Origin of the sequence: Candidatus Accumulibacter phosphatis, from assembly GCF_000024165.1 — a bacterium.
GTDB lineage: Bacteria > Pseudomonadota > Gammaproteobacteria > Burkholderiales > Rhodocyclaceae > Accumulibacter > Accumulibacter phosphatis.
The window spans coordinates 1,549,994-1,576,057 of the sequence record NC_013194.1; the positions used below are offsets into that span (position 1 = coordinate 1,549,994).

27 protein-coding genes are annotated in these 26,064 nt (G+C 65.6%); 17 read left to right on the plus strand and 10 right to left on the minus strand.

Features of this window, described 5'->3' with window-relative positions; all coding sequences use genetic code 11:
- Complete coding sequence (rpoS, locus tag CAP2UW1_RS06805; RefSeq protein ID WP_015765919.1) at window positions 1-960, plus strand: RNA polymerase sigma factor RpoS; 960 nt, start codon at window positions 1-3, stop codon at window positions 958-960.
- On the opposite strand, the gene mltB is transcribed toward rpoS, so the two are convergent.
- Genes mltB through CAP2UW1_RS06825 form a run of 4 tightly spaced genes read right to left on the minus strand, consistent with a single transcriptional unit; the run spans window position 957 to window position 5,837 of the window.
- Window positions 957-1,988 (minus strand): lytic murein transglycosylase B, encoded by a 1,032-nt coding sequence (gene mltB, locus CAP2UW1_RS06810; RefSeq protein WP_015765920.1) that lies wholly within the window; start codon window positions 1,986-1,988, stop codon window positions 957-959. The two genes, rpoS and mltB, sit on opposite strands and share 4 nt — an antisense overlap.
- Entirely contained in the window at window positions 1,985-3,952 is a 1,968-nt protein-coding gene (locus CAP2UW1_RS06815; RefSeq protein WP_015765921.1) for a transglutaminase TgpA family protein, read from the minus strand. The genes mltB and CAP2UW1_RS06815 overlap by 4 nt, the downstream gene beginning before the upstream one ends.
- A complete protein-coding gene (locus CAP2UW1_RS06820) occupies window positions 3,949-4,911 on the minus strand; it encodes a DUF58 domain-containing protein (protein ID WP_015765922.1) in 963 nt (320 codons plus the stop codon). The genes CAP2UW1_RS06815 and CAP2UW1_RS06820 overlap by 4 nt, the downstream gene beginning before the upstream one ends.
- Complete coding sequence (locus tag CAP2UW1_RS06825) at window positions 4,911-5,837, minus strand: AAA family ATPase (RefSeq protein ID WP_015765923.1); 927 nt, start codon at window positions 5,835-5,837, stop codon at window positions 4,911-4,913. Before CAP2UW1_RS06825 ends, CAP2UW1_RS06820 begins: the two co-directional genes overlap by 1 nt.
- Window positions 5,838-5,947: 110 nt before the next feature.
- Between CAP2UW1_RS06825 and CAP2UW1_RS06830 the strand changes: the two genes are divergently transcribed.
- The 4 genes from CAP2UW1_RS06830 (at window position 5,948) to CAP2UW1_RS06845 (ending at window position 9,821) form a co-directional block, all read left to right on the plus strand.
- Window positions 5,948-6,874 carry a histone deacetylase family protein gene (locus tag CAP2UW1_RS06830; RefSeq protein WP_015765924.1) on the plus strand — a complete coding sequence of 309 codons (927 nt, stop codon included), beginning with the start codon at window positions 5,948-5,950 and terminating at the stop codon, window positions 6,872-6,874.
- 139 nt (window positions 6,875-7,013) lie between these two features.
- Entirely contained in the window at window positions 7,014-7,892 is an 879-nt protein-coding gene (dapA, locus tag CAP2UW1_RS06835; RefSeq protein WP_041568214.1) for a 4-hydroxy-tetrahydrodipicolinate synthase, read from the plus strand.
- A gap of 7 nt (window positions 7,893-7,899) precedes the next feature.
- Window positions 7,900-9,054: an outer membrane protein assembly factor BamC gene (gene bamC, locus CAP2UW1_RS06840; RefSeq protein ID WP_015765926.1), complete on the plus strand. Its 1,155-nt coding sequence runs from the start codon at window positions 7,900-7,902 to the stop codon at window positions 9,052-9,054.
- Window positions 9,054-9,821: an MBL fold metallo-hydrolase gene (locus CAP2UW1_RS06845; protein WP_015765927.1), complete on the plus strand. Its 768-nt coding sequence runs from the start codon at window positions 9,054-9,056 to the stop codon at window positions 9,819-9,821. Before bamC ends, CAP2UW1_RS06845 begins: the two co-directional genes overlap by 1 nt.
- Window positions 9,822-9,901: 80 nt before the next feature.
- On the opposite strand, the gene CAP2UW1_RS06850 is transcribed toward CAP2UW1_RS06845, so the two are convergent.
- Together CAP2UW1_RS06850 and CAP2UW1_RS06855 are read right to left on the minus strand one after the other, a co-directional pair.
- Window positions 9,902-10,267 (minus strand): hypothetical protein, encoded by a 366-nt coding sequence (locus CAP2UW1_RS06850; RefSeq protein ID WP_412566867.1) that lies wholly within the window; start codon window positions 10,265-10,267, stop codon window positions 9,902-9,904.
- Window positions 10,268-10,473: 206 nt separating this feature from the next.
- Window positions 10,474-10,857 carry a hypothetical protein gene (locus CAP2UW1_RS06855; protein ID WP_015765929.1) on the minus strand — a complete coding sequence of 128 codons (384 nt, stop codon included), beginning with the start codon at window positions 10,855-10,857 and terminating at the stop codon, window positions 10,474-10,476.
- A 204-nt stretch (window positions 10,858-11,061) separates the two neighbouring features.
- Between CAP2UW1_RS06855 and CAP2UW1_RS06860 the strand changes: the two genes are divergently transcribed.
- Together CAP2UW1_RS06860 and CAP2UW1_RS06865 are read left to right on the plus strand one after the other, a co-directional pair.
- A complete protein-coding gene (locus CAP2UW1_RS06860; protein ID WP_015765930.1) occupies window positions 11,062-11,463 on the plus strand; it encodes a hypothetical protein in 402 nt (133 codons plus the stop codon).
- 50 nt (window positions 11,464-11,513) lie between these two features.
- Window positions 11,514-12,752 carry a NupC/NupG family nucleoside CNT transporter gene (locus CAP2UW1_RS06865; protein ID WP_015765931.1) on the plus strand — a complete coding sequence of 413 codons (1,239 nt, stop codon included), beginning with the start codon at window positions 11,514-11,516 and terminating at the stop codon, window positions 12,750-12,752.
- A gap of 112 nt (window positions 12,753-12,864) precedes the next feature.
- Here CAP2UW1_RS06865 and cobT read toward each other — a convergent pair whose 3' ends face one another.
- Entirely contained in the window at window positions 12,865-13,899 is a 1,035-nt protein-coding gene (cobT, locus tag CAP2UW1_RS06870; RefSeq protein WP_015765932.1) for a nicotinate-nucleotide--dimethylbenzimidazole phosphoribosyltransferase, read from the minus strand.
- Between the two features lie 66 nt (window positions 13,900-13,965).
- Here cobT and cobU point away from each other — a divergent pair, with 66 nt between their 5' ends.
- Entirely contained in the window at window positions 13,966-14,511 is a 546-nt protein-coding gene (cobU, locus tag CAP2UW1_RS06875) for a bifunctional adenosylcobinamide kinase/adenosylcobinamide-phosphate guanylyltransferase (protein WP_015765933.1), read from the plus strand.
- Between the two features lie 76 nt (window positions 14,512-14,587).
- Window positions 14,588-15,052, plus strand: a complete 465-nt coding sequence (locus CAP2UW1_RS06880; RefSeq protein ID WP_015765934.1) for a universal stress protein — start codon at window positions 14,588-14,590, stop codon at window positions 15,050-15,052.
- Window positions 15,053-15,072: 20 nt separating this feature from the next.
- On the opposite strand, the gene CAP2UW1_RS06885 is transcribed toward CAP2UW1_RS06880, so the two are convergent.
- The gene (locus tag CAP2UW1_RS06885; RefSeq protein WP_015765935.1) at window positions 15,073-16,551 is read right to left on the minus strand and encodes a cobyric acid synthase; all 1,479 of its coding nucleotides are present in this window, start codon (window positions 16,549-16,551) and stop codon (window positions 15,073-15,075) included.
- Between the two features lie 34 nt (window positions 16,552-16,585).
- On the opposite strand from CAP2UW1_RS06885, the gene cbiB reads away from it, so the two are divergent.
- From cbiB to CAP2UW1_RS06910, 5 genes are all read left to right on the plus strand, one after another.
- The gene (gene cbiB / locus CAP2UW1_RS06890; protein ID WP_015765936.1) at window positions 16,586-17,542 is read left to right on the plus strand and encodes an adenosylcobinamide-phosphate synthase CbiB; all 957 of its coding nucleotides are present in this window, start codon (window positions 16,586-16,588) and stop codon (window positions 17,540-17,542) included.
- Complete coding sequence (gene cobD, locus CAP2UW1_RS06895; protein WP_015765937.1) at window positions 17,535-18,536, plus strand: threonine-phosphate decarboxylase CobD; 1,002 nt, start codon at window positions 17,535-17,537, stop codon at window positions 18,534-18,536. The genes cbiB and cobD overlap by 8 nt, the downstream gene beginning before the upstream one ends.
- 12 nt (window positions 18,537-18,548) lie before the next feature.
- Window positions 18,549-19,439: a cobalamin-binding protein gene (locus CAP2UW1_RS06900; protein ID WP_015765938.1), complete on the plus strand. Its 891-nt coding sequence runs from the start codon at window positions 18,549-18,551 to the stop codon at window positions 19,437-19,439.
- Window positions 19,440-19,803: 364 nt separating this feature from the next.
- Window positions 19,804-20,808: a glycosyltransferase family 2 protein gene (locus CAP2UW1_RS06905; RefSeq protein WP_015765939.1), complete on the plus strand. Its 1,005-nt coding sequence runs from the start codon at window positions 19,804-19,806 to the stop codon at window positions 20,806-20,808.
- The gene (locus CAP2UW1_RS06910; RefSeq protein WP_015765940.1) at window positions 20,802-22,388 is read left to right on the plus strand and encodes an ArnT family glycosyltransferase; all 1,587 of its coding nucleotides are present in this window, start codon (window positions 20,802-20,804) and stop codon (window positions 22,386-22,388) included. The genes CAP2UW1_RS06905 and CAP2UW1_RS06910 overlap by 7 nt, the downstream gene beginning before the upstream one ends.
- Here the strand turns inward: CAP2UW1_RS06910 and CAP2UW1_RS06915 are convergent.
- Window positions 22,354-22,743 carry a GtrA family protein gene (locus CAP2UW1_RS06915; RefSeq protein ID WP_015765941.1) on the minus strand — a complete coding sequence of 130 codons (390 nt, stop codon included), beginning with the start codon at window positions 22,741-22,743 and terminating at the stop codon, window positions 22,354-22,356. The genes CAP2UW1_RS06910 and CAP2UW1_RS06915 overlap by 35 nt on opposite strands.
- Between CAP2UW1_RS06915 and CAP2UW1_RS06920 the strand changes: the two genes are divergently transcribed.
- The 3 genes from CAP2UW1_RS06920 (at window position 22,742) to CAP2UW1_RS06930 (ending at window position 24,827) form a co-directional block, all read left to right on the plus strand.
- On the plus strand, window positions 22,742-23,620 hold the full coding sequence (locus tag CAP2UW1_RS06920) for a ChbG/HpnK family deacetylase (RefSeq protein ID WP_049778530.1): 879 nt from the start codon (window positions 22,742-22,744) through the stop codon (window positions 23,618-23,620). The genes CAP2UW1_RS06915 and CAP2UW1_RS06920 overlap by 2 nt on opposite strands.
- Before the next feature lie 90 nt (window positions 23,621-23,710).
- The gene (locus tag CAP2UW1_RS06925; protein ID WP_015765943.1) at window positions 23,711-24,163 is read left to right on the plus strand and encodes a pyridoxamine 5'-phosphate oxidase family protein; all 453 of its coding nucleotides are present in this window, start codon (window positions 23,711-23,713) and stop codon (window positions 24,161-24,163) included.
- Complete coding sequence (locus tag CAP2UW1_RS06930) at window positions 24,153-24,827, plus strand: HAD family hydrolase (protein ID WP_015765944.1); 675 nt, start codon at window positions 24,153-24,155, stop codon at window positions 24,825-24,827. The genes CAP2UW1_RS06925 and CAP2UW1_RS06930 overlap by 11 nt, the downstream gene beginning before the upstream one ends.
- 77 nt (window positions 24,828-24,904) lie before the next feature.
- On the opposite strand, the gene CAP2UW1_RS06935 is transcribed toward CAP2UW1_RS06930, so the two are convergent.
- The gene (locus CAP2UW1_RS06935) at window positions 24,905-25,702 is read right to left on the minus strand and encodes an alpha/beta hydrolase (RefSeq protein WP_015765945.1); all 798 of its coding nucleotides are present in this window, start codon (window positions 25,700-25,702) and stop codon (window positions 24,905-24,907) included.
- Window positions 25,703-26,064 lie beyond the last annotated feature (362 nt).

Below are 26,064 nucleotides of genomic sequence, written 5' to 3' on the forward strand. Positions count from 1 at the left end.
ATGGCCGGTGAGTTCGACTTCGATCCTGATTTGCTCGACGACTTCCAGGCGTCGGAGTTCTCGGCTGAAGTGCCGCTGCCCGAACCCGAACCCGAGCCGGAGGGTTTTTCCTCGCCCCCCGAGGTGGAACTGCTCAATGACGTTACGCAGCACTACCTGAACGCGATTGGCGCCAAGCCGCTGTTGTCGCCGGCCGAGGAAGTGAACTGGGCACGGCGTGCCCGTGCCGGCGAGTTCCCGGCGCGACAGAAGATGATCGAGCACAATCTGCGACTCGTCGTCAATATCGCCAAGCATTATCTCAACCGCGGCATCCCCTTGCTCGACCTGATCGAGGAAGGAAACCTCGGGCTGATCCACGCGATCGAGAAGTACGACCCCGAGCGCGGATTCCGCTTTTCGACCTACGCCACCTGGTGGATCCGGCAGAGCATCGAACGCGCGATCATGAACCAGTCGCGGACGATCCGCCTGCCGGTGCATGTGGTCAAGGACATCAATCTGGTATTGCGCGCCATCCGCCACCTGGAGTCAGCCAGCGGGCGCGAGATCTGTCCCGACCGGATCGCTCATCTGATCGACCGGCCGGTCGAAGACGTGCGTCGCGTGATGGCGCTCAACGAGCGTATCGCTTCGCTCGATGCGCCGTTGCAAGTCGATCCCAGCCAGACGGTGGGCGACCTGATTGCCGACGAGAGCCTGCTCGATCCGGATGAACTGCTGCAGTCGAACGAACTCGGCGAATTGTTGAGGAACTGGCTGGGGCAACTCGCCGGCAAGCATCGGCAGGTTCTCGAGCGTCGCTATGGTCTCGGCGGCAGCGAACCCTCCACCCTCGAAGAGATCGCCTTCGACCTGAATCTGACACGCGAACGCGTTCGCCAGATCCAGATCGAAGCGCTCGACCACCTGCGGCGCATCATCAGGCGCCGTGGCGTGACCTCGGAAAACCTCTTCTAGCGCGTGCCGGCGAGCGTGTTGCGCGTCTCGCGCAACGCTTCGGCGAGTTGGAAGACGGCCATTGCGTAAAAGCTCGAGCGGTTGTAGCGCGTAATCACATAGAAATTGTCGAAGCCGAGCCAGTAACCGGTCGGCGCTCCCGGGCTGACGAGGTCGATCAGTGCCGCCGGTCGGTCGGCATCGCCGGCCGCCAGAACGGTGTCCGGAACGACACCCTGGCTGGCCAGTTCGCGTACGCTCAGCGCCGGTTTGATGCCGGCGGCGATGAGCATCGCGGGATCCCCATTGACGCTCGCCGGAACGGCGACCGGAGCGTCTTTCTGCCAGCCATGCTGCTGCAGGAAGCGGGCGACGCTGCCGATGGCGTCTACGTTGCTGTTGCGCAGGTCGATGCGGTCGTCGTTGTCGAAGTCGACGGCGAAGCGGCGCTGACTGCTCGGCATGAACTGCGGGATGCCGATGGCGCCGGCATATGAACCCTTGATTGAGAGCGGACTGAGGCCGTTCTCGCGGGCCAGCAGGAGAAACTGCTCGAGTTCGCTACGGAAGAACTCCGCCCGCGGCGGGTAGTGGAAGGCGAGAGACGAGAGAGCTTCGAGGACGCCGAAACTGCCCATGTTCTGGCCGTATTCGGTCTCGACGCCGATGATCGCGACGACGATCTCGGGTGGCACGCCGTAAATCGCTGCGGCGCGTTGCAGCGTCACTTCGTGCTGTTGCCAGAAGCGCTGGCCGCCATCGACGCGGCGGCTGTTCACGAAGCGTTCGCGATAGCGTTGCCACGAACGCTGCTTTTCCGGAACCGCCGGCGGGCGGATCGCGCGCAGCACGGTGGCGTTTGGCCGGACCGCGGCGAACTGGCGCGTCAGGTGGGCCACGTCAAAGCCGTAACGTTCATGCATCTCGATGATGAAGGACTTGACTTCCGGTTCCTGGCTGAATCCGGTTCCCTGCTGGGGATGGCCGGAGACTGGCAGGAGGCCGCCGAGCAGCGCCAGGCACAGCGTGGCAGGCAATTTTCGTTTCAAGCTTTCCTTCTCCTTTGCGGTGGCAGTCGGTGCAGGCATTGCTGCAGTTGGCCGAGCCTGGCGTCGCCCTGGCAACCGTAGCGCAACTCGGCATAGCAAGCGGCAGCTTCGCTGGTGAGCTGAGCCAGATCGGGTCTTTCGCGCGCTACACGTTGCGCGAAGGCCAGCGGTCCTTCCCATTCGGCGCGGGCCATGCCCCGTCGCGCGAGTTCCTTGCAGTAGCGTTGCCAGGCACGCTGCACCGGATCGACTGCCCGGCGCGCGGGCAGGGTCCATAGGGTGACGATCAGGAGTGCCGTGCCGCAGAGGACGGCCAGCGTGGCGGTCATCTTCTGCCAGTCCGCGTCGGCCAGGCCGAGTCGGGACAGAACCTCGCGCTGACGCTGAGGATTGTACCCGAGTACCCATTGATTCCAGCTGTTGTTGGCCGCTTCCCAGCGGTTGCGCAACTGGCGCAGCCAGTCGGCATCGATCCGGACGACGACCGGCAGGGGTTCGCCCTCGGGTAGCGCCGCGGCAATGCCCTGTTCGATGCGCGCCGGAGCCACCGCTGCGGTTGGATCGACGCGTACCCAGCCCTGCCCGGCGAGCCAGATTTCGGCCCAGGCGTGTGCGTCCGACTGGCGTACGGTGAGGTATCCATCGACCGGATTGACTTCGCCGCCCTGGTAGCCGGCGACCACGCGTGCCGGAACCCCCGCTGCCCGCATCAGGAAAACGAAGGCCGAGGCGTAGTGCTCGCAGAAACCGCGACGCGTGGTGAACAGGAATTCGTCCATGGCATCGGGGCCGAGCAGCGGCGGCTGCAGGGTGTAGTAGAAGGGCTCGTGGCGGAACTTCGTCAGCGCGGCCTCGGCGATTTCCCGCGGCGGCAGCGACTGCCACTCGGCGGCGAGGGCGCGCGTGCGCGGGTTGAACTGGGCGGGCAGGGCCAGGGATTGCTGCAGGACAGCCGCTGCTTCAGCGACGCTGGCGCGATAGTCGAGCGCCGAGACGAACGAGACTCTCGACCGGACACGCAAGGGCTCGCGGGCCAGGACTTCGAGCGTCGGTGCCAGGCGGCTGTCGGGCGGCAGGCGGGTCGGCACGTCGAGAGCCAGTAGCCAGCGCTGGTTGTGCGCCTCGAGGATGCTCGTGTAGGCATGCACCTGGCCGCGTGCCTCGATGAGCGGATCGGCTCGCGCCGGTCCGCCGGCCGGCGGACGTGCGCGCCAGGTCAGTCCGTCATAGTCGTCGAACACGGGTCCGCGCCAGTAGAGATCGGCCTTTTCCGGGACCTCTCCGGCGAACTGGCTGCGGAAGGCGATCGCGCCGGACTGGGTCAGGCTGCTGATCGAGCCCGGCGACATCTGCTCGGACAGGCCGCTGAGGGCCGAATAGGCGTCCTGCGGCAAGCCCCAGAGCGGACCGGAGACGCGTGGGAAGAGGAGGTACAGGATCAGCATGAAGGGCAGCGCCTGAACCAGCAGCAGGCAGGCCAGGCGGGCGATCGCCGCGACCGGCTGGGCGCCGCCGTGCACCCGGATCAGGGTTGCCGTCAGCAGGGTGATGGTGGACAGTAGCCAGAGGCCGGCGGGGATGCTCTGTGAATAGAAATAGTGGGTAAGCAGCAGGAAGTAGCCGAGCAGGATCACCACCATCGCGTCGCGCCGGTTGTCCATTTCCAGTGGCTTGAGCGCCATGAAGACGACCAGGAGCGCGACCCCCGGATCCTTGCCAAGCAGGGTATGGAACTGCCAGGCGATGCCGGCGACGCAGCCACCGACCAGTAGCGCCAGTGCCCAGCGCGCCGGCAGCGGGCGCCGCCGATACCACAACCAGGCGCGCCAAAGAAGGGCGCTGCCGACGAGTGCGCTGAGCCACGGAGGCAGGTGCTCGGCGTGCGGCACGGTAGTCGCCAGCGCGGCGGCGAGCAGCCAGGGCACGGCGCCGAGTTCGAGCGCGACGCCCGGTCTGCGCCTCACCGGGTGGGCTCGCCGTGCAGCGCCAGCGCCTGCAGGCAGGCTGCGCGATGCGTTGGGCCCTGCGCCGGGCGCAGGAGATGTCCCGGCAGGCGCAAGCCGTAAAGTGCCTGCTGTTCCTCGGCGGCCAGGATCCAGCCGGCAAGGATCGACAGTCGCTCTTCCGGATCCCGGTTGCCGGGGGTCAGCGCCCAATCGAGCCAGAGTTCGTCGGCGGCACCGCCGGCGAACTCCTTGACCAGCAGCGGCTGTTCATCGGATCGTCGGGCGACCGCTTTCCAGGCGATGTGGCGGGTCGGGTCGCTGGCCTGGCGTGGCCGCAAGCCCGCGAAGTCCTCCAGACCGCCTTCGCCGTGGCGGCTGTCGGCGTGTGCTGTCGACGCCGCCGGCGGCAGCGGCGTACGAATCGGCCGAGGATAGACGATGCACGAGAAGGTCGGATGCAGGTAGCTCCAGGCGCGGAACAGGCCGAGTGGATAGCGGCTGGTCAAGGTTATCCTGCCGGGGTCGAGCCGGCCGCGGCGTGGCGCAGCGTGCGGAATGGCGACCGTTGCGCGTCCTGCGGGCGGGACCTCGGCCCTGACCACGGGTTGGTGCGAAAAGGCGAACTCAAGGGCGCGACGCGGCTGTGGGCGGGTGTTGTCGATCGCCAGGGGAAAGTACGCGCTTTCGCCAGCGAAGACGGCTTCCGCCCGTGCGGGGGTCAGGCGCAGGCCGAACAGGTTGTGGAAGGTATGCACCATGGCGACGATGCCGAGCCCGGCGAGCAGGAAAATCAAGGCGTGACCGAGGCTCAGGTTGTAGTTGATCGCACCGATCAGCATGACGGCGAGGACGATCGCGAAAACGATGCCGCCGCGCGTTGGCACGATGAAGATCCGGCGTTGGGTGAGCACGATCGGTACCTGCTCGTCACGACCCAGGCGAAACAGCCAGCGCTGAACGGCTGCGAGTGGGCGCATCAGGTCAGTGGCACGGAGCGAATCAGTGCCGCCATGTCTTCCGCTGCGGCCTGTCCGCCGCTGAGCAGCCGCAAGCGGTGACGGGCGACGGCGGGCAGGACCGCCTGTACGTCTTCCGGCAGAACCATGCTGCGGCCACCGGTGAACGCCCATGCGCGTGCCGCCGCAAGCAGCGACAGGGCTGCCCGTGGGCTCAGCCCATGGACGAAGCGCGGCTCGTTGCGCGTCGCCGCCACCAGCAGTTGCAGGTAGTCGAAGAGGGCCGGTGCGGCGTAGATGGCCGCCGTCTGTTGCTGCAGGAGAGCGAAGTCGCCGGGGGCCACGCGGGCAGCAAGCGCCGGCAACTGTTCGCGCCTGCCGCCGCTCTCGAGCAGTGAGCGTTCGGCAGCCTGGTCCGGGTAACCGAGCTCGATGCGCAGCAGGAAGCGGTCCAGTTGCGACTCGGGCAAGGGGAAGGTACCGACCTGACTCGATGGGTTCTGCGTGGCGATCACGAAGAAAGGTTCCGGCAGCGGCCGGGTCTCGCCTTCGGTGGTCACCTGCCCCTCTTCCATCGCCTCGAGCAGGGCGCTCTGCGTCTTCGGGGTGGCGCGGTTGATTTCGTCCGCCAGCAGAATCTGACAGAAGACCGGTCCGGGCAGGAAGCGGAAATCGGCCCGCTCGCGGTCGAAGATCGAGACGCCGAGAATGTCCGCCGGCAGCATGTCGCTCGTGAACTGGACACGTGAGAACTGGAAACCGAGGAGGCGGGCCATGGTATGCGCAAGAGTCGTCTTGCCGACTCCGGGAAGGTCCTCGATCAGCAGATGGCCTTTTGCGAGCAGGCAGCAGAGGGCGAGCCGCGTCTGCGTGCTCTTGCCGAGAACGACCGCGTTGGCGGCGGCAAGGATGTCGGCGAGAACGGATTGTGGGTTGGCGGGCAGCATGGCTTGTCGTTCCGGGGTAATTGGGATGATAATAAACCATCGGCCGACAACTCGATTCCCCGCAGATTTCGCCGCCCATGGAGGCCACGATCTGCGGCAGAAAGGCAACAGTGACCAGCACTGCATTCATCACCCACCGCGACTGTCAACTGCACGACATGGGTTCGTACCATCCGGAATCGCCTGAGCGCCTGAGCGCGATCAGCGACCACATGATCGCGCAAGGGGTGGATTCGTATTTTGTCTATCACGACGCACCGTTGGCCAGCTTTCAGCAACTCAAACGCGTCCATTCGGCAATGCACCTGGAACGTCTGAAGCGCGCCTCACCCGAACTGGGTATCGTGCACCTCGATCCGGATACGGCGATGAACCGGTACACCTGGCAGGCGGCGCTACGAGCCGCCGGGGCCGGGGTGCTGGCGGTCGACCTGGTAATGGCAGGGGAGGTGCAGAACGCGTTCTGTGCGGTGCGTCCGCCGGGTCACCACGCCGAGCGCGCCACGGCGATGGGTTTCTGCTTTTTCAACAACATTGCCGTAGCCGCGGCGCACGCGCTCGAAGCGCACAAGCTGTCGCGCGTGGCGGTGGTCGATTTCGACGTCCACCATGGCAACGGTACCGAGGACTGCTTCAAGGGCAACGAGCACGTGCTGATGGTCAGTACCTTCCAGCACCCGTTCTACCCGTACAGCGGTACGGAGCATCCCGCCGCCAACATGCTCAACGTTCCCCTTGGCCGGGGTACCGACGGCGAGGAGTTCCGGCGCGTGGTCAGCGACCTGTGGATGCCGCGTTTGCGCGAGTTCCAGCCGGAGATGATTTTCATCTCAGCAGGTTTCGACGCCCACTACGAGGACGAGATGGGTGGCCTGAGTCTGCTCGAGAAGGACTATGCCTGGGTCACCGAACAAGTGAAGCAGATTGCCGATGAGAGCGCGCAGGGACGGATCGTGTCGATGCTCGAAGGCGGGTACTCCCTGTCGGCGCTGGCGCGCAGCGTTGTCTGCCATCTCCGGGTCCTGGCTGACTTCTGAGTGCTCAGAGGCTGCGCCGCCGCCGTCCACCAGGGCTTGGTGGGCGGCGTTTTTCATGGTCAAGTCGCCCGCCTTCGGTTAGAATCCGGGGCCTGAGCCTTGATGGCAAGACCTTTTTCGCGGGTTCCTTTTCATGACCATGATTACTGGATCGATCGTAGCGATCGTCACCCCCATGCACGCGGATGGCAGTCTCGACGTGCCTGGCTTGCGCCGTCTTGTAGACTTTCATGTACAGGAGGGTACTGACGCCATCGTCATCGTCGGAACGACCGGCGAGTCGCCGACGGTCAATTTCGACGAGCACTGCCAACTGATTCATGTCGCCGTCGACCAGGCATCTGGCCGGATTCCGGTAATTGCCGGCACTGGCGGCAACTCGACGGCTGAAGCCATCGAACTGACACGCTTTGCCAGTCAGGCGGGCGCCAGCGCCGCGCTCTCGGTCGTGCCCTACTACAACAAGCCGACGCAGGAAGGACTGTATCGCCACTTCCGGGCGATCGCCGAGGCCGTCGACATTCCGGTGATCCTCTACAATGTGCCGGGGCGCACCGTTGCCGACATGAGCAATGACACCGCCCTGCGCCTGGCAGCCATTCCGAACATTGTCGGAATCAAGGACGCAACCGGTAACATGGACCGTGGTGTCGAGCTGATCACCCGCGCACCCGAGGGCTTTGCCGTCTACAGTGGCGACGACGCCAGCGCCTGCGCCCTCATCCTGATGGGCGCACAAGGAGACATTTCGGTGGTTGCCAACGTAGCGCCGCGCCTGATGCACGAGATGTGCGCGGCGGCGCTCGCCGGTCAGGCGATCCAGGCGCGCGCCTTGAATGCCCGCCTGCTCGGTCTGCACCGGCAGTTGTTCTGCGAGGCGAACCCGATTCCGGTCAAATGGGCATGTCAACAGCTCGGCCTGGTCGAAAGCGGGTTGCGGCTGCCGCTGACGCCGCTGTCGCCGGAGTATCACGAACGAGTGCGAGCTGCCCTGTATCAGGCTGGCGTGGGCATCTAGAGTCAGGGTGAACAAATTGAATTCTGTCGTCGTTGCGCGCGGTGCTGTTGCCGTTCTGCTGATTGGGCTCGCCGGCTGTACGGGTTCGCTCCTCGAGCCAAAAAAGATCGAGTACAAGACCGCGTCCGCCAACAAGGTGCCGACGCTCGAGGTGCCCCCCGACCTGACATCGCCGACGCGCGACGACCGTTATGCCGTTCCGGATACCAGTGGCAAGGGTGCGGCGACGTTCTCGGCGTACAGCGCCGAGCGTTCGCCCCAGGCCCGAGCGCAGCAGAAGAGCGATGTCCTGCCGGAGGTCGATACGGCGCGTATCGAGCGTTCGGGCAATCAGCGCTGGCTGGTCGCCTCGGGTTCCCCGGACAAGCTTTGGGGGCCCGTCAAGGACTTCTGGCAGGAGACCGGGTTTGTCATCAAACTCGAGTTGCCGGATGCCGGCGTGATGGAGACCGACTGGGCCGAAAACCGCGCGAAGATCCAGCAGGACTTCATCCGCAACATCCTCGGCAAGGTGATCGACTCGGTCTACTCGACGGCCGAGCGGGACAAGTTCCGCACCCGCCTCGAGCCTGGAAGCACGCCGGGAACCACAGACATCTTCATCAGTCATCGCGGGATGTACGAGATCTTTGTCACCGAAGGCAAGGATCAGACCAAGTGGCAACCGCGTCCCGCCGATCCGGAACTGGAAGCGGAAATGCTGCGCCGCCTGATGGTTCGCCTCGGCAGCGAGGAGAAGCGCGCGACGGCTGCCATGCAGGCAGCACAGGAGAAGCCCCTCGAGCGTGCCAAGATGACGCGCGGGCCTGACGGGAGCGGTACCCTCGAGGTCGAGGAGTCTTTCGATCGCGCCTGGCGGCGTGTTGGGCTGGCGCTCGACCGGGTCGGCTTTACGGTTGAGGACCGCGATCGTTCGCGGGGTCTGTATTTCGTTCGCTATGTGGATCCGGAAATCGACAACGAGAAGAAGGAGGAAGGCTTCCTCTCGAAGCTGAACATCTTCAAGTCGAGCTCCAGCGGCAAACCACAGACGCAGTATCGTATCTTCGTCAAGGACGACGCCAGCAGGTCGACGGTCCAGGTGTTGACGCTCGAAGGTGGCGTCGATCAGTCCGAGACGTCGAAGAGGATCCTCAGCCTGCTCTACGACCAGTTGAAGTGATGCGTTTTGCATCGCTGGGCAGCGGCAGTCGCGGCAATGCGCTGATTGTCGATGCCGGCGAGACGAAGCTGCTGGTCGACTGTGGCTTCTCGGCCCGCGTGGCGACCGCCAGACTTGCCCGTCTGGCGGCGGCGCCGGAGGATCTGACGGCAATACTGGTCACCCATGAACACAGCGATCATGTGGCGGGTGTTTTCGCGCTCGCGCGGCGTCACCAGCTCACCGTCTATCTCACCCACGGCACATATGTGGCGGCGGCGCGTGGCAAGAGTGCCCTGCCCGCATGCCGGGTGATCGACGGACATGCGTCCTTCGCCATCGGTAGCCTCGAAGTGTTGCCCTTTCCCGTGCCTCACGACGCGCGCGAACCGGTACAGTATGCCTTCAACAACGGCCAGCACTGTCTTGGCGTCCTCACCGATACGGGCTCGATCACCCCGCACATCGTCGACATGCTCCACGCTTGTGACGCGCTGGTCCTCGAATGCAACCACGACCGCGCGCTGTTGGCGGCGTCACGTTATCCAGCGGTTCTCAAGGAGCGGGTCGGGGGGCGATACGGCCATCTGGAGAACGCACAGGCGGCAGCCCTGCTTGGCCAGGTGGAAACGCGGCGCTTGCAGCATCTGGTCGCTGCCCATCTGAGTCAGGAGAACAACCGCCCGGAGTTGGCGACCCGGGCGCTTGCTTCGGCCCTGGGCTGCAGCGAAGACTGGATAGGGGTTGCCGATCAGGAGGATGGATTCGGCTGGCGGCAGATCATGTGAGCGGCGGGCCAGTCTGTCGACGAGTCTGAGCACAAAAAAAGCCGGCGCAAGCCGGCTTTTCGCTGATGCCAGAGCAGCTATTACTTCTTCATTGCATCTTTGGCTGCATCGGCAGCGCCTTGCGCAGCAGCGCCGGCAACTTCCTTGGCCTTGTCCATGGCGGCGTCGGCGGGTTTGGCGGCATCGGCGGGCTTCGCAGCATCCGCGGCCGGAGCAGCCGCAGGAGCAGCGGCAGGAGCGGCAGCCGCAGGAGCAGCGGCAGGAGCGGCAGCGGCAGGAGCAGCTGCAGGAGCAGCAGCCGGCTTGGCTTCTTCCTTCTTGCCACAAGCGGTAACAGCAAGAGCGATCAGCGCAGCAACGAGGAGGGAGTTCTTCATGTGGGGGTTCCTTATCGACAATGGAAAGATTACAACGAGCCAAAAGCTGAATGGTTGACCGGCTAGCACGTCGATCAACTGATTATTCTAACACTGATCAACGACCCCGCCGCCATTATTGTTGTGCGTTGCAATACCGCTGCTCGTTCGGCGTCGCTGCCGACGAGCCCTGTTTCGGGCTGATCATTGCCTCGCCTTGCCGTGCTGGCGGTAGCCGCCGTCAGGATCGCCAGCTGGTGCCACTCAGGCAGGCAGGTGGCGAGGTACGGTTCGCGCTACTCGCGGGTGATTCGCTCCATTTCCTGGGTTGTCGGTCTCCAGGTCCCCTCGGGAAACCAGGACAAGGGGTTGATCCACCCGAAGGCAAGGGCGAAAAAGAGCACGATAAGGGTGATGAACAGCAGGAATCCCAGTGTGCCAAGAATCACGTGGTCGGAGAGCAGATTGCGGGCTGTGCCCCGCAAGCCGAGATAATCGGCAAACGAGACCTGGCGACGGGCGCTGGTTACATCTCCGTCGTCCTCGGCGCCGACAAAGCGAAAATCGCATTGCCGGCAGCGATAAGGCGCCTGATGCTTGATGCGCAGCGTGATCCCTTCGCGCGGACCGCGCCGCCGTGAACGGCGGACGTCGTCGGAGAGGCAGTTTGGACATTTCATGGGTGCAGGGAAGGCTCGGGACGTTCGTCAGGCCTTGTGGCCATTCTCCACGCGGGCATGGAAACCTGGATAGCCTGTCAAGTATACACACCCCGCAGAAACGCGCGTGCGCTTTTTTGCGCACATCCGATGGTGGACAGGTGGTACACGGTCTGCCGTCGCTACCGCCAGCGATCGGCGCCGAGGTGCTACACTGGTTCAACCATGCGCACGCGATCATTTCTGGGGACGTTTCTCACTTCGCTAGCCGCTCCGGCCGCCGCTGGTGCTTTCGCGATCGGCAGCGACTTCGCCATCGGGTCGTGGGTTTCGCCGTACGGCCTACCGCCGCCGGCGATAGTGTACGACGCGTTCGGCCGTTGCCTGATGCCGCAGAACTGCCCCGACTACGAGCAGATGCGGCGCTTTCTCGATCGCTACGAGCGCAACCACGGCCAGCTTTTCGCGCCGCGCGGCCAGACGGTCGAGCCACCCGCGCAGCGGCGCGATGTCGCGCCGACACCGGAAGCCCACATTCAGCCGGCCTACCGCGCCGCGAGTCAGATCCGACCGGAATACGAGAAGGCGGGGACGCGAGTTGACGTCAGCCCGCGGGTGGGCCGCTAAATGAGACCGAGCGCCGGCACGCGGGGCGGAACGCCGGCGCGTTGAATTCCATGCTGCAAGCCGCCGTCGGCTATCTGCTCCTCCTGGGTCTGGCATGGACCATCTCCAGCCAGCGATCCGCCGTCCCGTGGCGAACCGTCGTCGGTGGCATTTGCCTGCAGTTCGCGCTCGCCGTGACGATCTTTCGGCTGCCCGGTGCGCGGGAGGCGTTTGCGTCGTGCAACGACGTCCTCCTGGCCATCGCCGCCGCAAGCCGCGCCGGGACGAGCCTCGTTTTCGGCTTTCTCGGCGGCGCCCTGCTGCCATATGCGGAGACTGCTCCCGGGGCCAGTTTCGTTCTCGCCTTTCAGGCATTGCCAGTGGTTCTGGTGATGAGTGCCCTGTCGGCGGTGCTCTATCACTGGCGCGTGCTGCCGATCATGGTGCGCGCGTTCTCGGTGGTGCTCGAGAAGACGCTGGGCGTCGGCGGGGCGGTCGGCATGTCGACGGCGGCAAATGTCTTTGTCGGTATGGTCGAGGCCCCGCTGCTGATTCGTCCCTACCTCGCCGGCGTCAGTCGGGGCGAACTGTTCGTCATCATGACGGCCGGTATGGCCGGTGTTGCCGGCACGGTTATGGCCCTTTACGCCAGCGTACTCGGGGCGATCGTCCCCGATGCACTCGGTCATATCCTCGCCGCCTCGTTCATCAGCGCTCCGGCGGCGATCGTGTTTGCCGTGCTGCTGGTGCCTCCCGAAGGCGAGCCGACCGGGCGCCACCTCTCTCTGCCGCAGACTGACCGGAGCACCATGGAGGCCATCACCCGTGGCACCGGCGAGGGCGCAACGCTGTTCATCAACATCGTCAGCATGCTGATCGTCCTGGTGGCTCTGGTGAGCCTGGCGAATCAACTCCTGGGTTTGCTGCCGGTGGTCGATGGCACGGCCTTGACGCTGCAGCGTCTGCTCGGCTGGCTGATGGCGCCGCTGGCCTGGATGGCCGGCATCCCCTGGGATGAGTCGGCAGTCGCCGGTTCGCTGCTCGGAACCAAGACGGTCCTCAACGAACTGGTCGCCTATCTGGACATGGCCAGGCTTTCTCCGGACGCCCTGGCGCCACGCAGCCGGATCATCATGACTTACGCGCTGTGCGGATTTGCCAACCTTGGCAGCCTCGGGATTCTGCTCGGCGGCATGTGCGCTATCGCGCCGGACCGGCGCAGCGAAATCGTCGAACTCGGTCCGCGAACCCTGATCTCGGGGACTCTCGCGACACTGTCTTGCGGCAGCGTCGTGGCGCTGTTGTTGTGACTGACGGGCGAGGCGCCTTTCGCGATCGGTGGGTGGCGGGTGGCTGACTTCCCGCAGGTCAAGCGACGCGGCGACGACGGTTGCCAGCGGCCGCCAAGCAGCGGGTAGTCGCTCAGGACTGCTCGCTGACGCCTGCCGACGCGAAGCTGGCCATCTCGTTGAGGAAAGCGGCGGCGGCGCGGACCAGCGGCCAGGCGAGCGCGGCGCCTGTTCCTTCGCCGAGACGCAGGCCGAGGTCGAGCAGCGGTTCCGCCCGCAAGGCGCGCAGTTGCGCCAGATGACCCGGCTCGGCCGAGCGGTGGCAGAAGACGCAGTAGTCAACGATCGCTGGCGCGATGCGGGCGGCGACGAGCAGCGCCGAGGTGACGATGAAGCCGTCGATCAGCAGCAACATCCTCCGCTCGGCGGCGGCGAGCATGGCGCCGGTCATCATGGCGATCTCGAAGCCGCCGAACTCGGCCAGTACGGTCAGCGCGTCGGCGTCGGCTGGCAGCCCCGCGCGTTCGGCGGCTCTTGCCAGCAGCGCCTGTTTGCGTGCCAGCCCGGCGTCGTCTAGGCCGGTGCCGCGGCCGACACAGTCGGCGAGTGGCGTACCGGTCAGCTGGTGCGTCAGCAGCGCGGCGGCGGCGGTGTTGCCGATTCCCATTTCGCCAAAACCGATTACCCGGCAGCCCTGTTCCCCGAGGTTGTTGGCGATCGCCGCACCACGTGCCAGGGCGGCGTCGCGCTCGCCGCTGCTCATTGCCGCCTGCTCGATGTAGTTGTGCGTGCCGAAGGCGACTTTCGCGTCGACGAGACCGTCGCGCGGCCCGAACGCGTGCGCGACGCCAGCGTCGATTACTTGCAGTTGCAGGCCGTTGTGGCGAGCGAAAACGTTGATCGCGGCTCCTCCGGCGAGGAAGTTCTCGACCATTTGCCAGGTGACTTCCTGCGGAAAAGCCGAAACGCCGGCGCAGGCGGCACCGTGGTCGCCGGCGAAGACGAGCAGCTGCGGGTTGTCGAGACGTGGTGTCAAGGACTGCTGAATCTCGCCGATCTGCAGCGCCAGACGTTCGAGCTGGCCGAGTGACCCGGGTGGCTTGGTCTTGCCGTCGATGCGGGATTGCAGGCCGGGAACAACGGCGATAGGCGGAATGGCAAAGTGCATGATTTGGCGAGGCCCCTGGAAAGCCGCCGATTATACCCATCACGGGGCCATGATAAGCTTGCAAGTATGCGAGAACTGATCATTGGTGGGGCCCGTTCGGGCAAGAGCCTGCTGGCCGAGCGGCGCGCCGGCGACAGCGGCTTGCGCGTCGTTTACGTGGCGACGGCGCAGCCTCTCGACGCCGAGATGTCACGCCGTATCGCGCAACATCAGGAAAGACGTCGGGCCGACTGGGGATTGGTCGAGGAACCGCTGGAACTGGCCGCTGCACTACGCCGGCACGCCGCGCCGGACGTCTGCCTGCTGGTCGACTGCCTGACGCTGTGGTTGTCGAATCTGCTGTTTGCCGGCGACACGGCGAGCGGGGCGGCAGCCGGTGAAACGGCAAGCTGTCAACGCCTCTCCGGGGCGATCCAGGCGCTGAGCGACCTGCTTCCCCAGCTGCCGGGGCAGGTCATCCTGGTCTCCAACGAGGTCGGCTCGGGCATTGTGCCGATGGCGGCGCTGGCACGGCTGTTCGCCGATGAGCAGGGCCGACTGAACCAGCGCATGGCGGCGGTCTGCGACAAGGTCACCCTGGTGGTCGCCGGCCTACCGCTCAGCCTCAAGTAGCCCGTTCCCGGCCACCGTGATCGGTGCTATTGTCGCCGTTGTCTGACAACTTTGCCCCAACGAGGAGCCGACGCCAATGTACAAGCGAATCATGGTTGCTGTGGATGAGAGCTTCATGACCAGTCAGGTGATGGAAGCCGCGATCGAGTTGGCCAAGGCCACCGGCGCGCAGGTGGCGATCTGTCATGCCATCGACGAAACGATTCTTGCCCAGCGCGAAGTAGCGATGATGCTGCCGAACAGCGTCGGCAAGACCGAGGCCCGCATGCGTCTCGGCGCGGAGGGTTTTCTCGACAGACTGCTGCAAACGGTTCGCTCGGCCGGGGTCGAGGCGGAAATCAAGCTCGTCGAATCGGAGCAGAAGCATGTTTCGGACATGCTCATCGATGCGGCGGGCGAATGGCAGGCCGATCTACTCGTCGTCGGCACGCATGGGCGACGCGGCATCGAACGCTTCTTCGTCGGTAGCGTCGCCGAGCGTCTGGTGCGCAAGGGACAGACATCGCTTCTGCTGGTGCGCGGCGAAGAGCCCGACGAGTAGCACTTCTCCGCCTGGCGCGATCAGCGCATCGCTTGCGCCGGGATCCACTCGGCCAGCGCCTGCAGGTCCATGTGCTGCTCGACAGCGTCGGCGAGGCGGTCGATGTCGGCCTCGCGCCGCTGCCGTGGATCGAAGTCCTGTGTCGGTCGGTGGCCGGCCCAGGCGAGCAGCGCTGCCAGTGCCGGCGGGGAGTCGAAGAGGCCGTGGCAGTAGGTCGCAAGAATCTGCCCGTCTGCCGAGAGCGCACCGTCAGGTTGACCGTCGAGGATTGCCGCCGGCTTTTCGAGGGCTGCACCGCGGGTGACCCCCATGTGGATGCGGTAACCGCCGATAGCCGGCGCAGCGGGCAGCATCAGGTAGCCGCTGACGTTCTCCAGCGTCTTCTCGGTGGCCATTCGCGTCGCGTAGTCCAGCCAGCCCAGCCCCGGCATGCTGCCCGGAGGACCCTCGAGCCCCAGCGGATCCTGCAGTTCGCGGCCGAGCATCTGCAGGCCGCCGCAGATGCCGATGACTTTGCCCCCGTAGCGAAGGTGGCGGCGGATTGCTTCCTCCCAACCCTGCGCGCGTAGCCAGGCGAGGTCGGCCTGCACGGCTTTCGAGCCCGGCAGGACGATCAGATCGCAGGGCGGTGGCGGATCGTTGGGGCCGACGAAGCGGAAATCGACTTCCGGGTGGAAGCGCAAGGGGTCGAGGTCGTTGTGATTCGAGACTCGCGGGTAGGCCGGGGCGACGACGCGCAGAGCGGCCGCCGCCTTCTGCATCGCGGCGCGGGGTACGGCATCCTCGGCATCGAGGTAGAGACCGTGCAGGTACGGCAGAACGCCGAGCACGGGCTTGCCGGTGCGCTGTTCGAGCCAGCGCAGGCCGCTTTCGAGGAGGCCGATGTCGCCGCGGAAGCGGTTGATCACGAAACCCTTGACGCGCGCCTGCTCGGAGGGCGACAGCAGGTCGAGCGTGCCGCACAGATGCGCGAAGACGCCACCGCGATCGATGTCGGCGATCAGGATCACCGGGCAGTCGACCGCTTCGGCAAAGCCCATGTTGGCGATGTCGCGGTCGCGCAGATTGATCTCGGCTGGGCTGCCGGCGCCTTCGACGAGCAGGCACTCGTACTGTGCCGAAAGGCGCTGCCAGGACTCGAGCACGGCTTGCATCGCGCGCGGCTTGTAGGCGTGGTAGTCGCGCGCATCGAGGTCGGTGAGCGCCTTGCCGTGAATGATCACCTGCGCGCGCTTGTCGGTCGCCGGCTTGAGCAGCACCGGGTTGAAATCGGAATGTGCCGGCAGGCCGGCGGCCAGCGCCTGCAGTGCCTGCGCCCGGCCGATCTCGCCGCCGTCGACAGTGACCGCCGAATTGAGTGCCATGTTCTGCGGCTTGAAGGGGGCGACGCGGACGCCGCGGCGGTGCAGGATGCGGCAAAGTGCGGTGACCAGCACGCTCTTGCCGGCGTCAGAGGTGCAGCCCTGAATCATCAGGCTGGGGGTGCGGTGCTCGTTCATCGTAGAATCCGGGTTTCGACCCCCCGATTCTCGCATGCTCACCCCGTCTTTTTCACAATTCCTCGTCGCCGGCATGCCAGCTGCGTTGTCACTGCCGCTCGCGGCGATCGCCGGCGCCGGCCTCGACCGGCTGCTTGGCGAGCCCCGGCGCTGGCATCCGCTGGTCGGTTTCGGTGCCTTGGCCGGCCGTTGCGAGGCCGCCGCGAATCGCGGTGGCTGGCGTCGCCTGCGTGGTCTGCTGGCCTGGTCGGTGCTGGTCCTGCCGCCGGTGGCGCTGGCCGCCTGGGCGATCCCCACGGGACTCGCCGGCTGGGCGACAAACGCGATCCTGCTCTATCTGGCGCTCGGCGGGCGCAGCCTCGGTGAGCACGCCAAGCGTGTTGCCACAGATCTGGCCAACGGCGATCTGGCGGCGGCGCGCGAGCATGTCGGCTGGATGGTTTCGCGGCAGACCGACGACCTTGACGCCGGGGCGGTTGCCGCCGCCTGCATTGAATCGACGCTCGAAAACGGCAATGACGCGGTGTTCGGCGCGCTCTTCTGGTTCGCGCTGCTCGGTGGCCCGGGTGCCGTCCTTTTCCGGCTGGCCAACACGCTCGACGCCATGTGGGGCTACCGCAACGAGCGCTTCGCCGATTTCGGCTGGGCGGCGGCGCGTGCGGACGACGTCCTCAACTATGTTCCGGCGCGGCTGACTGCCGTCTCCTACGCGCTCGGCGGCCGCACGCGTGCGGCGCTGCGTTGCTGGCGCGAGCAGGCGCCGCGCTGGAAAAGCCCGAACGCCGGTCCGGTGATGGCCGCCGGCGCCGCTAGCCTGGGTCTCGTGCTCGGTGGTGCGGCGATCTATCATGGCCGGATGGAGGAGCGCCCGCAACTCGGCGAGGGCCGGCCGGCCGGCGGGGCGGACATTGTGCGCGCGCTGTGCCTGGTGCGTGGCAGCCTGCTGTTGTGGCTGGCCATCCTGCTTGCCTGGGGCCTGGCGCGTGCTTGACCACGGCGGCCGTCTGCGCGCGGCAGCACGCCAGTACGCGCCCTTCTGCGGGGCAGCGCTCGGCGACTGGCTGGATCTGTCGACCGGTATCAACCCGCACGCCTATCCCGTTCCGGAGATCGACGCGGATTGCTGGCGGCGCCTGCCCGAGGACGACGACGGCCTGGAGGCGGCTGCCGCGGCCTACTATGGCAGCGATCGCGGCCTCGCCCTGGCGGGCTCGCAGGCAGCCATCCAGTCGTTGCCGGCGCTGTTCCGGCCGGTGGTCGTCGCCTGCCTGACGCCGATCTACGAAGAACATCCGCAGGCCTGGGAACGCGCCGGCCACAAGCTGCGCCGGCTGTCACAGGCGCCCTTGGCGCGCGCACTGGCGGCGGCGACGCCGCTCGTCGTCCTCTGTAACCCCAATAACCCGACCGCCGGCACGCTGCCGGCCGCTGCCCTGCTCGACGCGGCAGCACAATTGCAGCGACGCGGTGGCTGGCTGATCGTCGATGAAGCCTTTGGCGATGCCACTCCCGACAATTGCGTGACTGCCCTGGCCGGCGGTCCGGCAGCGCCGAACCTGATCGTCCTGCGCTCGCTCGGCAAGTTCTTCGGGCTGGCCGGTGCTCGCGTCGGCTTCGTCTTCGGGGCGCGCGAGAAGCTCGATCTGCTGCGCGAAGCGATCGGTCCGTGGCCGCTGTCCGGGCCGGCGCGCGCCGTTGCCCGCCAGGCATTGGCCGATACCGCCTGGCAGCAGCGCACGCGCGGCGAACTGATCGCCGCGTCGGCCCGACTGGCGGCACTGCTGGCGCCGTTCGGCGGCGTGCAGGCCTGCGCGCTGTTCGCAACCGTGGCCACGCCGCAGAGTGTCGCGCTCTACGAACACCTCGCGCGCCGGGCGATCCTGACCCGGCATTTTCCAGCGCACGGCCTGTTGCGCTTCGGCTTGCCCGGTAGCGAGGCCGAGTGGCAACGCCTTGCCGCCGCACTGGCGAACCTTGCTCCCTGAGATGGAACTGGCATGGAACTGGCGCGCCTTCTCCTCATCGCCTGGCTGGCGGCGGCCGGTGGCCTCGTCCAGGCTGAGGTCGCCGTCGTCGACGATACCGGTGCGACGGTCCGCCTCGCGCAGCCGGCGCGCCGCATCGTCAGTCTGGCCCCGCACCTGACCGAAACACTGTTCGCTGCCGGTGCCGGCGAGCGCGTCGTCGGCACGGTGGAGTACAGCGACTACCCGCCGGCAGCGAGCAGGATCACGCGCGTCGGCGGCTACTCCCGGCTCGACCTCGAGCGTGTCGCGGCGCTGCAACCGGACCTGATCATCGCCTGGCAGAGCGGCAATGCCGCTGCGCATGTCGACCGGCTGCGCGCGCTGGGTTTTCGAATTTACGTCTCGCAGCCGAATCGCATCGACGATGTCGCCAGTGAAATCGAGCGCCTGGGCGTGCTGGCCGGCAGCGCGCCGGTTGCCGGTCGTGCCGCTGAGGCCTTCCGCCAGCGGTTCGCCGGCCTGCAGAAGCGCTACGGCAGTCGGCCACCGGTGCGCACCTTCTACGAGATCTGGAAGCAGCCGTTGATGACCGTCGGCCGCCAGCAGATCATCTCCGACGTCATCCGGCTGTGTGGCGGCGACAACGTCTTCGGCCAGCTCGAGACAATGGCACCGACGGTGACCGTCGAGGCGGTGATTGCCGCCAACCCGGAAGCGATCGTCGCCAGCGGCATGGGCGAGGCACGGCCCGAGTGGCTCGACGACTGGCTGCGCTGGACGACGATCACCGCCGTTGTGCGCGGCAACCTGTTTTTCGTGCCGCCCGATCTGATCCAGCGCCATACGCCGCGCCTCCTTGACGGTGCCGACCGGCTCTGCCGGCACCTCGAAACGGCACGCAGCCGGCGGCCGGCGAAGTGAGGCGGGTGCTGCCGTGCGAGGCGGCAGTGGCGCGCACCGGCAGGTAGAACGGGCAGCCTTCAGCGTGACTTAAGACGCAGAGGGGATGATGCAGGCCTTGTCTTTGAGGAGCGCTCGCCGCAAGGTCGCCGATGCTTGCCAAGAACGGTTGCGGTGGGGATCTGGCGCGAGCTGTGGCCGGCGATTCGCCTGGGCGATGGTCCTCGTCTGTCCACGGGTGTTGCCTGGTATCAGCCAGGTCTGACTGCGCGACAGGCGTCTGGCCTGGTCGCCTCCGCCGGTTGCGCCGCTCTGATTTCCCTGGCTTGGCGACGACCGATCGATCGCCCAGACCGCAACCTGAACGGCAGCAAGGAGGCACCCAGTGCATGGTCAGTCCGCAGCCCCGGCGAGGGCTGCCCAGCGAGCGCCCACGGTCAGTTGTGTCATCCCGGCCTTCAACGAAAACGAGAATCTCCGGCTACTCCTGCCCGGCCTGGAGGCGATCCTCAGGTCGCAGAGTTCGGCTTGGGAGATCATCGTGGTCGATGACGGCAGCACCGACGGGACAGCAGATCTGATGGCCGCGTGGGTGCGGGCGGGCGGCTTTCGATATCTGCAACTGTCGCGAAACTTCGGCAAGGAGGCAGCGCTCAGCGCGGGCCTCAACGCTGCCGAAGGTGACGTGGCGATTTGTCTCGACGCCGACCTCCAGCATCCGCCGGCGTTGATTCCGCAGATGCTGGAGCGTTGGCGAGCCGGCGCCGACATGGTCTGCGCCGTGCGCGCCAGTCGCGACGATGAGTCGCGAATCAAGCGCGTCGGCGCATCCCTTCTGTACCGGATTCTCGGATCGGGAAACCGTATCAGGATCATTGCCGATGCGGGTGACTTTCGCCTGATGGATCGTACGGTGGTCGCCGCGCTGCTCCGCTTGCCCGAGCGCACGCGTTTCATGAAGGGGCTTTATGCCTGGGTTGGCTTCACGACCGAATCGATCGAGTATGTACCGCCAGAGCGCCTGCACGGCCCCAGCCGTTTCAGCTTCCTGCGTCTGGTGACGTTTGCGGTCGACGGAATCACCGCGTTTTCGACACTGCCGCTGCGAGTTCTCAGTTTGTGCGGATTGGTCGTCGCTTTGCTTGCCTTTATGTACGGAACCTACCTGATTATCGAGTACCTGTTCGTCGGCAATCCCGTGTCCGGCTGGACGACCATCGTTACCGCCATGCTCTTTCTGTCCGGCGTGCACCTGCTCGGATTGGGAGTGATCGGCGCCTACATCAGTCGAATCTTCGACGAGGTCAAACAAAGGCCGCTGTACCTGCTACGCAACGACATCGGTAGCGGCCTCGATACGACCGCGCAAGACAGCGACGCGGAATGTTGAAGCGCTTTCTGGCGACCCCTGCCGAGGGTGTCCTGGGGATTCGTTCGCCGGCTTTCCTGTTGCTTGTTTGCGCCTTCTGGCTGGCCGTCCTGGCGGGCATCAGGCCACTCATGCTGCCTGACGAGGGGCGCTACGTCGGGGTCGCCTGGGAGATGCTCAGTTCGGGTGACTGGTTGACGCCGACGCTTGACGGCTTACCCTTCTTTCACAAGCCGCCGCTGTTCTACTGGCTGACCGCGCTGGCCCTGAACCTGTTCGGTGCCAACGGTTGGGCAGCGCGCTCCGCGTCGACGCTTGCCGCGATGATTGCGGTGGTGGCGCTGCATGTCTTCCTCCGTCGGCATGCGGACAAGCGACTGGCCAATCTGGTCGTTGCCGTTCTGGTCACACAACCCTTGTTCTTTGGCGGCGCCCAGTTTGCCAATCTGGACATGCTGGTCGCGGCGATGATTACGTTGACCATCCTCTGTGGAGCACATGCCGTCCTCAGTCTGGAACGTGGGCAGCACTATCGGGCGGCGCTGGCATCGGCCTATGTCTTTGCTGCTCTGGGTGTCCTGGCCAAGGGGTTGATCGGGTTCGTCCTGCCGGGGGCGATCCTGCTGGCCTGGCTAGTCGTCGGCAAGCGCTACCAGGTGATTCGTTCGCTACTGCCGCTGCGCCTGATCCTGCTGTTTCTTGTCCTGGTCATGCCGTGGTTCTGGTGGATGGAGATGTCCCACGGGGGCTTTCTCGATTACTTCTTCGTGTACCATCATTTTCAGCGCTTTGCCGAGTCTGGCTTCAACAGCGCGAAACCCTTCTGGTTTTATGTTCCGGTTCTCTTGCTGGGCACACTCCCCTGGTCTCCGTGGATCTGTCGAGTCTTCTCCAGACGCTTCCTGCAGGACACGCGGCAATTCGCGATGCGCAGCTTGATGGTCATCTGGTTGGTGGTGGTTCTGGCTTTCTTCTCCTGGCCCAGTTCAAAGCTTGTCGGTTACATCCTTCCCGCCTTGCCGCCGCTCGCCTGCCTGATTGCAGATGGTTTTCTCGTCTGGCTGGATGACGCTCAGGGGGCGAATGCACGTGCCTGTCTCGGGGCCAGCTTGCTCGCGGCAGTCATGCTCTGCAGTGGCCTCGTTCTGGGTGTGGCGCTTCGCTATCCCAGCTCCTCGCGCAGCCTGTCCGCTCAGGTGTTGCCGAGCTTTCGCCCGGGCGATCAGATCGTCATGCTTGACGAGTATCCGTACGACTTGCCGTTCTCCCTTGGGGCGGCCAGGAATCCGTGGGTCGTCAGCGATTGGAACAGATCGGACCTTTTCGCCAAGGACAATTGGCGCAGGGAGTTGTACGACGCTGGCCAGTTTGATCAGGTGAAGATGCGCGACAGGTTGCTCTTTCCCGACGAGTTGAGCGCGCGCGCCTGCGGGCACTCGGGTGGTGCCTTGTGGGTGTGGGGAAAAAGGGGTTGGGGTTCCCGCTATCGGTACCTCCGAGATCAGTCCATCGTCTTTGCGGACGACGAGGCGACGCTGTGGCGGGTCGTGGATTTGCATCACGACGTCAACTACTGTGCTGAAATGCCCAATAGCGGCTGAGAACGAAGGTCAGCGCGGCGATCGCAACGAGGATGATCGCCAGGAGCCAGTAGTACGGGATGTCGGTAGCTTTAAGAAGATAGACGAACGCCAGCTCGTTGATCGCGAATCCCCCGGTGGCGATGGCAAAGAACCGCCCGAGTGCGGGTAGCAAAGTTTTCGTCTGCCGACGAAAGGTCAGGAAGTAGTGACCGGAAAAGGAAACGACGAGTGCGATGGACCAGCCGATCAGATTCGCCACAGCCGGCAGGAGGCCCAGGCAGGCGATGCCGGCAACGGCGGTCGTCCAATGAGTCGCGGCGGCCGCGCAGCCGACCGCAACAAACCAGGCGAGTTGTCGCAAGAGTGCTTTCATGATTCCTGCTCACGAAAAGGGTGCTGTCGATCGCCGGTCGGCGCGCAAGCCGCTGGCGATCTGTGCCGACGATTTTGGGATGGCGCCTGGGATCAGTTCAGGGATTATCGAGCTGGCTCGCTGCGACCGTCTGTCGGCGGTCAGTTGCTTGAGCCGAGGGCGGTTCTTCCGGCAGTATGCGCCAGCTCTCGCTGGTTTTCCGGTGGACCGGGGACTGCATCTTAACCTGACCGAGCGTCTGCAGGAGGACGAATTCAGCCGGCCACTGAGCCGTTTGCTGTTGTCGTGTCTGACGCGGCAAATCGATTCCAGTCTCATCACGCGGGAAGTCGAACGGCAGCTGGATGCTTTTGAAGGCGTGTTTGGCAAAGCGCCGGACTTCGTCGATGGGCACCAGCACGTGCACCAGTTCCCGGTGATCCGCGATTGTCTGATCGAGGTGCTCCGGCGGCGCTATCCCGAGTGCCTGCCCTGGCTGAGATCGACCTTGCCGGCGGCGCTACCGACGATCTCCACGCCGTATCGACTGAAGGCGAGCCTGATCGGCTATCTGGGAGGCAGTGCGTTGAAGGAACTGGGTGGTCAGAACGGCTTCCGGATGAATGCGCGCTTGCTCGGTGTCTACGGTTTCAAAGGCGGCGCCGGCGAGTATTGTGGACTTCTGGACCGGTGGTTGGCCGGCGCATGCGCCGGGGACCTGCTGATGTGCCACCCGGCGGCGTCTGTGGATGGCGGCGTTGACTTCGCCGGGCAGCGAGTGGCCGAATACGCCGTTCTTTCTGGAGCGCATTTCTCGCAACTGCTTGCGCAGCACGCTGTCGAAGTGCAGCGGCTGCGACACGGTCACGTCGAGTTACCTCAAAGTGGGAGTTCATGAAGGCATGCTGATGATCCGTCTGGCCCATGCGGCCATTGAAACAGGCACCCCGGGCCGTGATTCACCGAGTAACGGGGGAGGCCGGGAACGATGAATTCTCCGGAGACCGTCGAGCAGGTGCTGCAGCGCTTGCTCGAAGCCCAGAAATATGCCGTTCTGGCGACCGAGAAGGGTGGGCAGCCGTACACCAGCCTGATGGCGTTTGCCGCGACCGGCGATCTCAAGGCGCTGATTTTGCTGACCGAGCGGGGAACGCACAAGTACGCGAACCTGATGGCCAATCGTCGTGTGGCGGTGTTCGTCGACAACCGCGAGAACGTCGGTTCCGACACCCAGCAGGCGGTGGCGATCACCGCGCTGGGCGATGCCGAGGAGGTGGCGGGCGACGCGTGTGTCTGCCTGCGTGACGCGTATCTGGTGCGCCACCCCTACCTGGCCGAGTTCGCCACTTCGCCGTCGTGCGCTCTCCTGCGGGTCAGGGTCAGGTCCTACATCGTCGTCCGGCATTTCCAGGAGGTCGAGGAGTGGTGCGTTGAGCACTGATGTGGCGCCGCTGCTGGTCATTTTCGATTGCGACGGCGTGCTCGTCGATAGCGAACCGATCGCCAGCCGCGTCCTCGCCGAAGTTCTGACCGAGAGCGGTTTTCCGCTCACCCCCGCGCAGGCGATAGAGCGCTATACCGGAATCAGTCTGCCTGCGGTGCTGGCACGGATCGAGTCGGAGTGGGGCCGGAACCTGCCGAAGGGTTTCGTCGCGCATCTTGGTGAACGTGATCGTGCGGCCTTTCGTGCCGAGCTGCAAGCGGTGGCGGGGGTGGCGGAGATGCTCGGCGAACTGTCCATGCTCCGCTGTGTCGCGTCGTCGGGGACGCTCGGGAAGATACGCGGCAGTCTTGAGATCACAGGACTGCTGCCGTATTTCCAGCCGCACCTGTTCAGCGCCGAAATGGTCGTGCGTGGCAAGCCGGCACCGGACCTTTTCCTGCTGGCCGCCGACAGGATGGGTTCGCCGCCCGAGCGCTGCGTGGTGGTCGAAGACAGCGTCGCCGGGGTTCAGGCCGGCTGCGCGGCAGGCATGCGCGTCCTCGGCTTCTGCGGCGGCGGCCATGCCAATCCCGGCTCAGCCGCGTCGCTACGGGCCGCCGGTGCCGCCACGGTATTCGATCGCATGGCGGACCTGCCAGCGCTTCTCAACCGGCAGCAATGACCGGCAGTGGTCGAGCACACGCAGCCGGCGCTGGGTTGGCTTACCGCTGCCGGCTCAGGTCCGGTCGAGGCGTCGTCTCATACCAGCCGATCGAGCCACTCGGCCATGCGTTCGGCAGCGGCCAGCCAGTGGGCGTCGAGCATCAGCGTGTGGCCGGCGCGCGGGATCACCGCCACATCGGCGTGCCAGCGCGCTGCTGTGAAGCCCAGGAGATCCGGCGGAAAAACGGCGTCCGACTGCCCGCCGAGGACGAGGGCCGGTAGCTTGGGTCGGTGCCGCGCAAGGCGCATCGCCAACAGTGTCAGGTCCATGAGGGCGCGCCGCGACTCACCCTGGAAGAGCCCCGCGAAGCGCATCAGATCCTCGCTGCTGGTCTCCTGCGAGTAATACACTTCGCGCATCGTTTCGAGCGTCTGCTCGTTGTATTCGCCGCGGATGGCACGCGCCTGCTGGCTGAAGAACGACGGTTCGGTCAGCGCGATCTTCATGGTCGCGCCAAGAATGCCGGTGGCTGGTACCGGGGCCATCAGGATCGCCGCGCGCGCCTGATGGCGCTCGAGAAAGCGCTCGACGACGACGGTACCCATCGAGTGGCCGATCAGGACCGCCGGTTCATCGAGATCGTCGGCCACCTGCGCCAGATCCTGCGCATAGTCGTCAATCCCGAACGAGTCGAGCCGCTCGCGCCCCTCGCTCTTGCCGTGGCCCGAGAGGTCGAGCGCGTGGCAGTCGAAGCCCTGGCGGCTGAACCAGGGCAGGAAATACTCGTCCCAGCAGCGGGCGGTGGCATAACCGCCGTGGACAAAGATCAGATGGCCCGAAGACGTGGTGCCGACCGCGGGTCGGTGCAGGGTATGGAGGCGTCGAGGTTTCATGGGCGAGGGGTGTGTCACGGTTCGGCAGGGCTGGTCGCGAAGGGTGCGGCGCAGGGTATTCAACGGTTGTCGCCCAGTATCTCAGGGTCTTGCCGGTTGAGGCAAGGCCACGACGAGCGTCGGCGTGTCGGTTCTCGATAGCGGAAGCATACCGCCAGAGCCCTGATCGCCCGCGCGCATGACAAACACCTTCTGGTGCAATGCGAGCCGGCCGCAAACGCTCCTTGCCATTGGCGGGAACTTCGGCCGTAAGACGCTGGTGGGCCGCGCATCGTGCCCTTGCAGGTGCACCGCCATGCACTTCGGCGCCGCGATGCGGCGCCGTAGGCGCAGGGGTCGAGGCAGGCCGGTAACGCCGCTGC

What these genes read in the sequence shown, in the direction of transcription:
- CAP2UW1_RS06885 (WP_015765935.1), bottom strand. Translation starts at nt 16,551, where the DNA reads ATGAACGAGCACCGCACCCCCAGCCTGATGATTCAGGGCTGCACCTCT.
- CAP2UW1_RS06880 (WP_015765934.1), top strand. Translation starts at nt 14,588, where the DNA reads ATGTACAAGCGAATCATGGTTGCTGTGGATGAGAGCTTCATGACCAGT.
- rpoS (WP_015765919.1), top strand. Translation starts at nt 1, where the DNA reads ATGGCCGGTGAGTTCGACTTCGATCCTGATTTGCTCGACGACTTCCAG.
- CAP2UW1_RS06900 (WP_015765938.1), top strand. Translation starts at nt 18,549, where the DNA reads ATGGAACTGGCGCGCCTTCTCCTCATCGCCTGGCTGGCGGCGGCCGGT.
- CAP2UW1_RS06860 (WP_015765930.1), top strand. Translation starts at nt 11,062, where the DNA reads ATGCGCACGCGATCATTTCTGGGGACGTTTCTCACTTCGCTAGCCGCT.
- CAP2UW1_RS06845 (WP_015765927.1), top strand. Translation starts at nt 9,054, where the DNA reads ATGCGTTTTGCATCGCTGGGCAGCGGCAGTCGCGGCAATGCGCTGATT.
- CAP2UW1_RS06820 (WP_015765922.1), bottom strand. Translation starts at nt 4,911, where the DNA reads ATGCGCCCACTCGCAGCCGTTCAGCGCTGGCTGTTTCGCCTGGGTCGT.
- CAP2UW1_RS06855 (WP_015765929.1), bottom strand. Translation starts at nt 10,857, where the DNA reads ATGAAATGTCCAAACTGCCTCTCCGACGACGTCCGCCGTTCACGGCGG.
- CAP2UW1_RS06910 (WP_015765940.1), top strand. Translation starts at nt 20,802, where the DNA reads ATGTTGAAGCGCTTTCTGGCGACCCCTGCCGAGGGTGTCCTGGGGATT.
- CAP2UW1_RS06825 (WP_015765923.1), bottom strand. Translation starts at nt 5,837, where the DNA reads ATGCTGCCCGCCAACCCACAATCCGTTCTCGCCGACATCCTTGCCGCC.
- CAP2UW1_RS06865 (WP_015765931.1), top strand. Translation starts at nt 11,514, where the DNA reads ATGCTGCAAGCCGCCGTCGGCTATCTGCTCCTCCTGGGTCTGGCATGG.
- CAP2UW1_RS06920 (WP_049778530.1), top strand. Translation starts at nt 22,742, where the DNA reads ATGATTCCTGCTCACGAAAAGGGTGCTGTCGATCGCCGGTCGGCGCGC.
- cobU (WP_015765933.1), top strand. Translation starts at nt 13,966, where the DNA reads ATGCGAGAACTGATCATTGGTGGGGCCCGTTCGGGCAAGAGCCTGCTG.
- CAP2UW1_RS06925 (WP_015765943.1), top strand. Translation starts at nt 23,711, where the DNA reads ATGAATTCTCCGGAGACCGTCGAGCAGGTGCTGCAGCGCTTGCTCGAA.
- CAP2UW1_RS06915 (WP_015765941.1), bottom strand. Translation starts at nt 22,743, where the DNA reads ATGAAAGCACTCTTGCGACAACTCGCCTGGTTTGTTGCGGTCGGCTGC.
- cbiB (WP_015765936.1), top strand. Translation starts at nt 16,586, where the DNA reads ATGCTCACCCCGTCTTTTTCACAATTCCTCGTCGCCGGCATGCCAGCT.
- cobT (WP_015765932.1), bottom strand. Translation starts at nt 13,899, where the DNA reads ATGCACTTTGCCATTCCGCCTATCGCCGTTGTTCCCGGCCTGCAATCC.
- dapA (WP_041568214.1), top strand. Translation starts at nt 7,014, where the DNA reads ATGATTACTGGATCGATCGTAGCGATCGTCACCCCCATGCACGCGGAT.
- CAP2UW1_RS06935 (WP_015765945.1), bottom strand. Translation starts at nt 25,702, where the DNA reads ATGAAACCTCGACGCCTCCATACCCTGCACCGACCCGCGGTCGGCACC.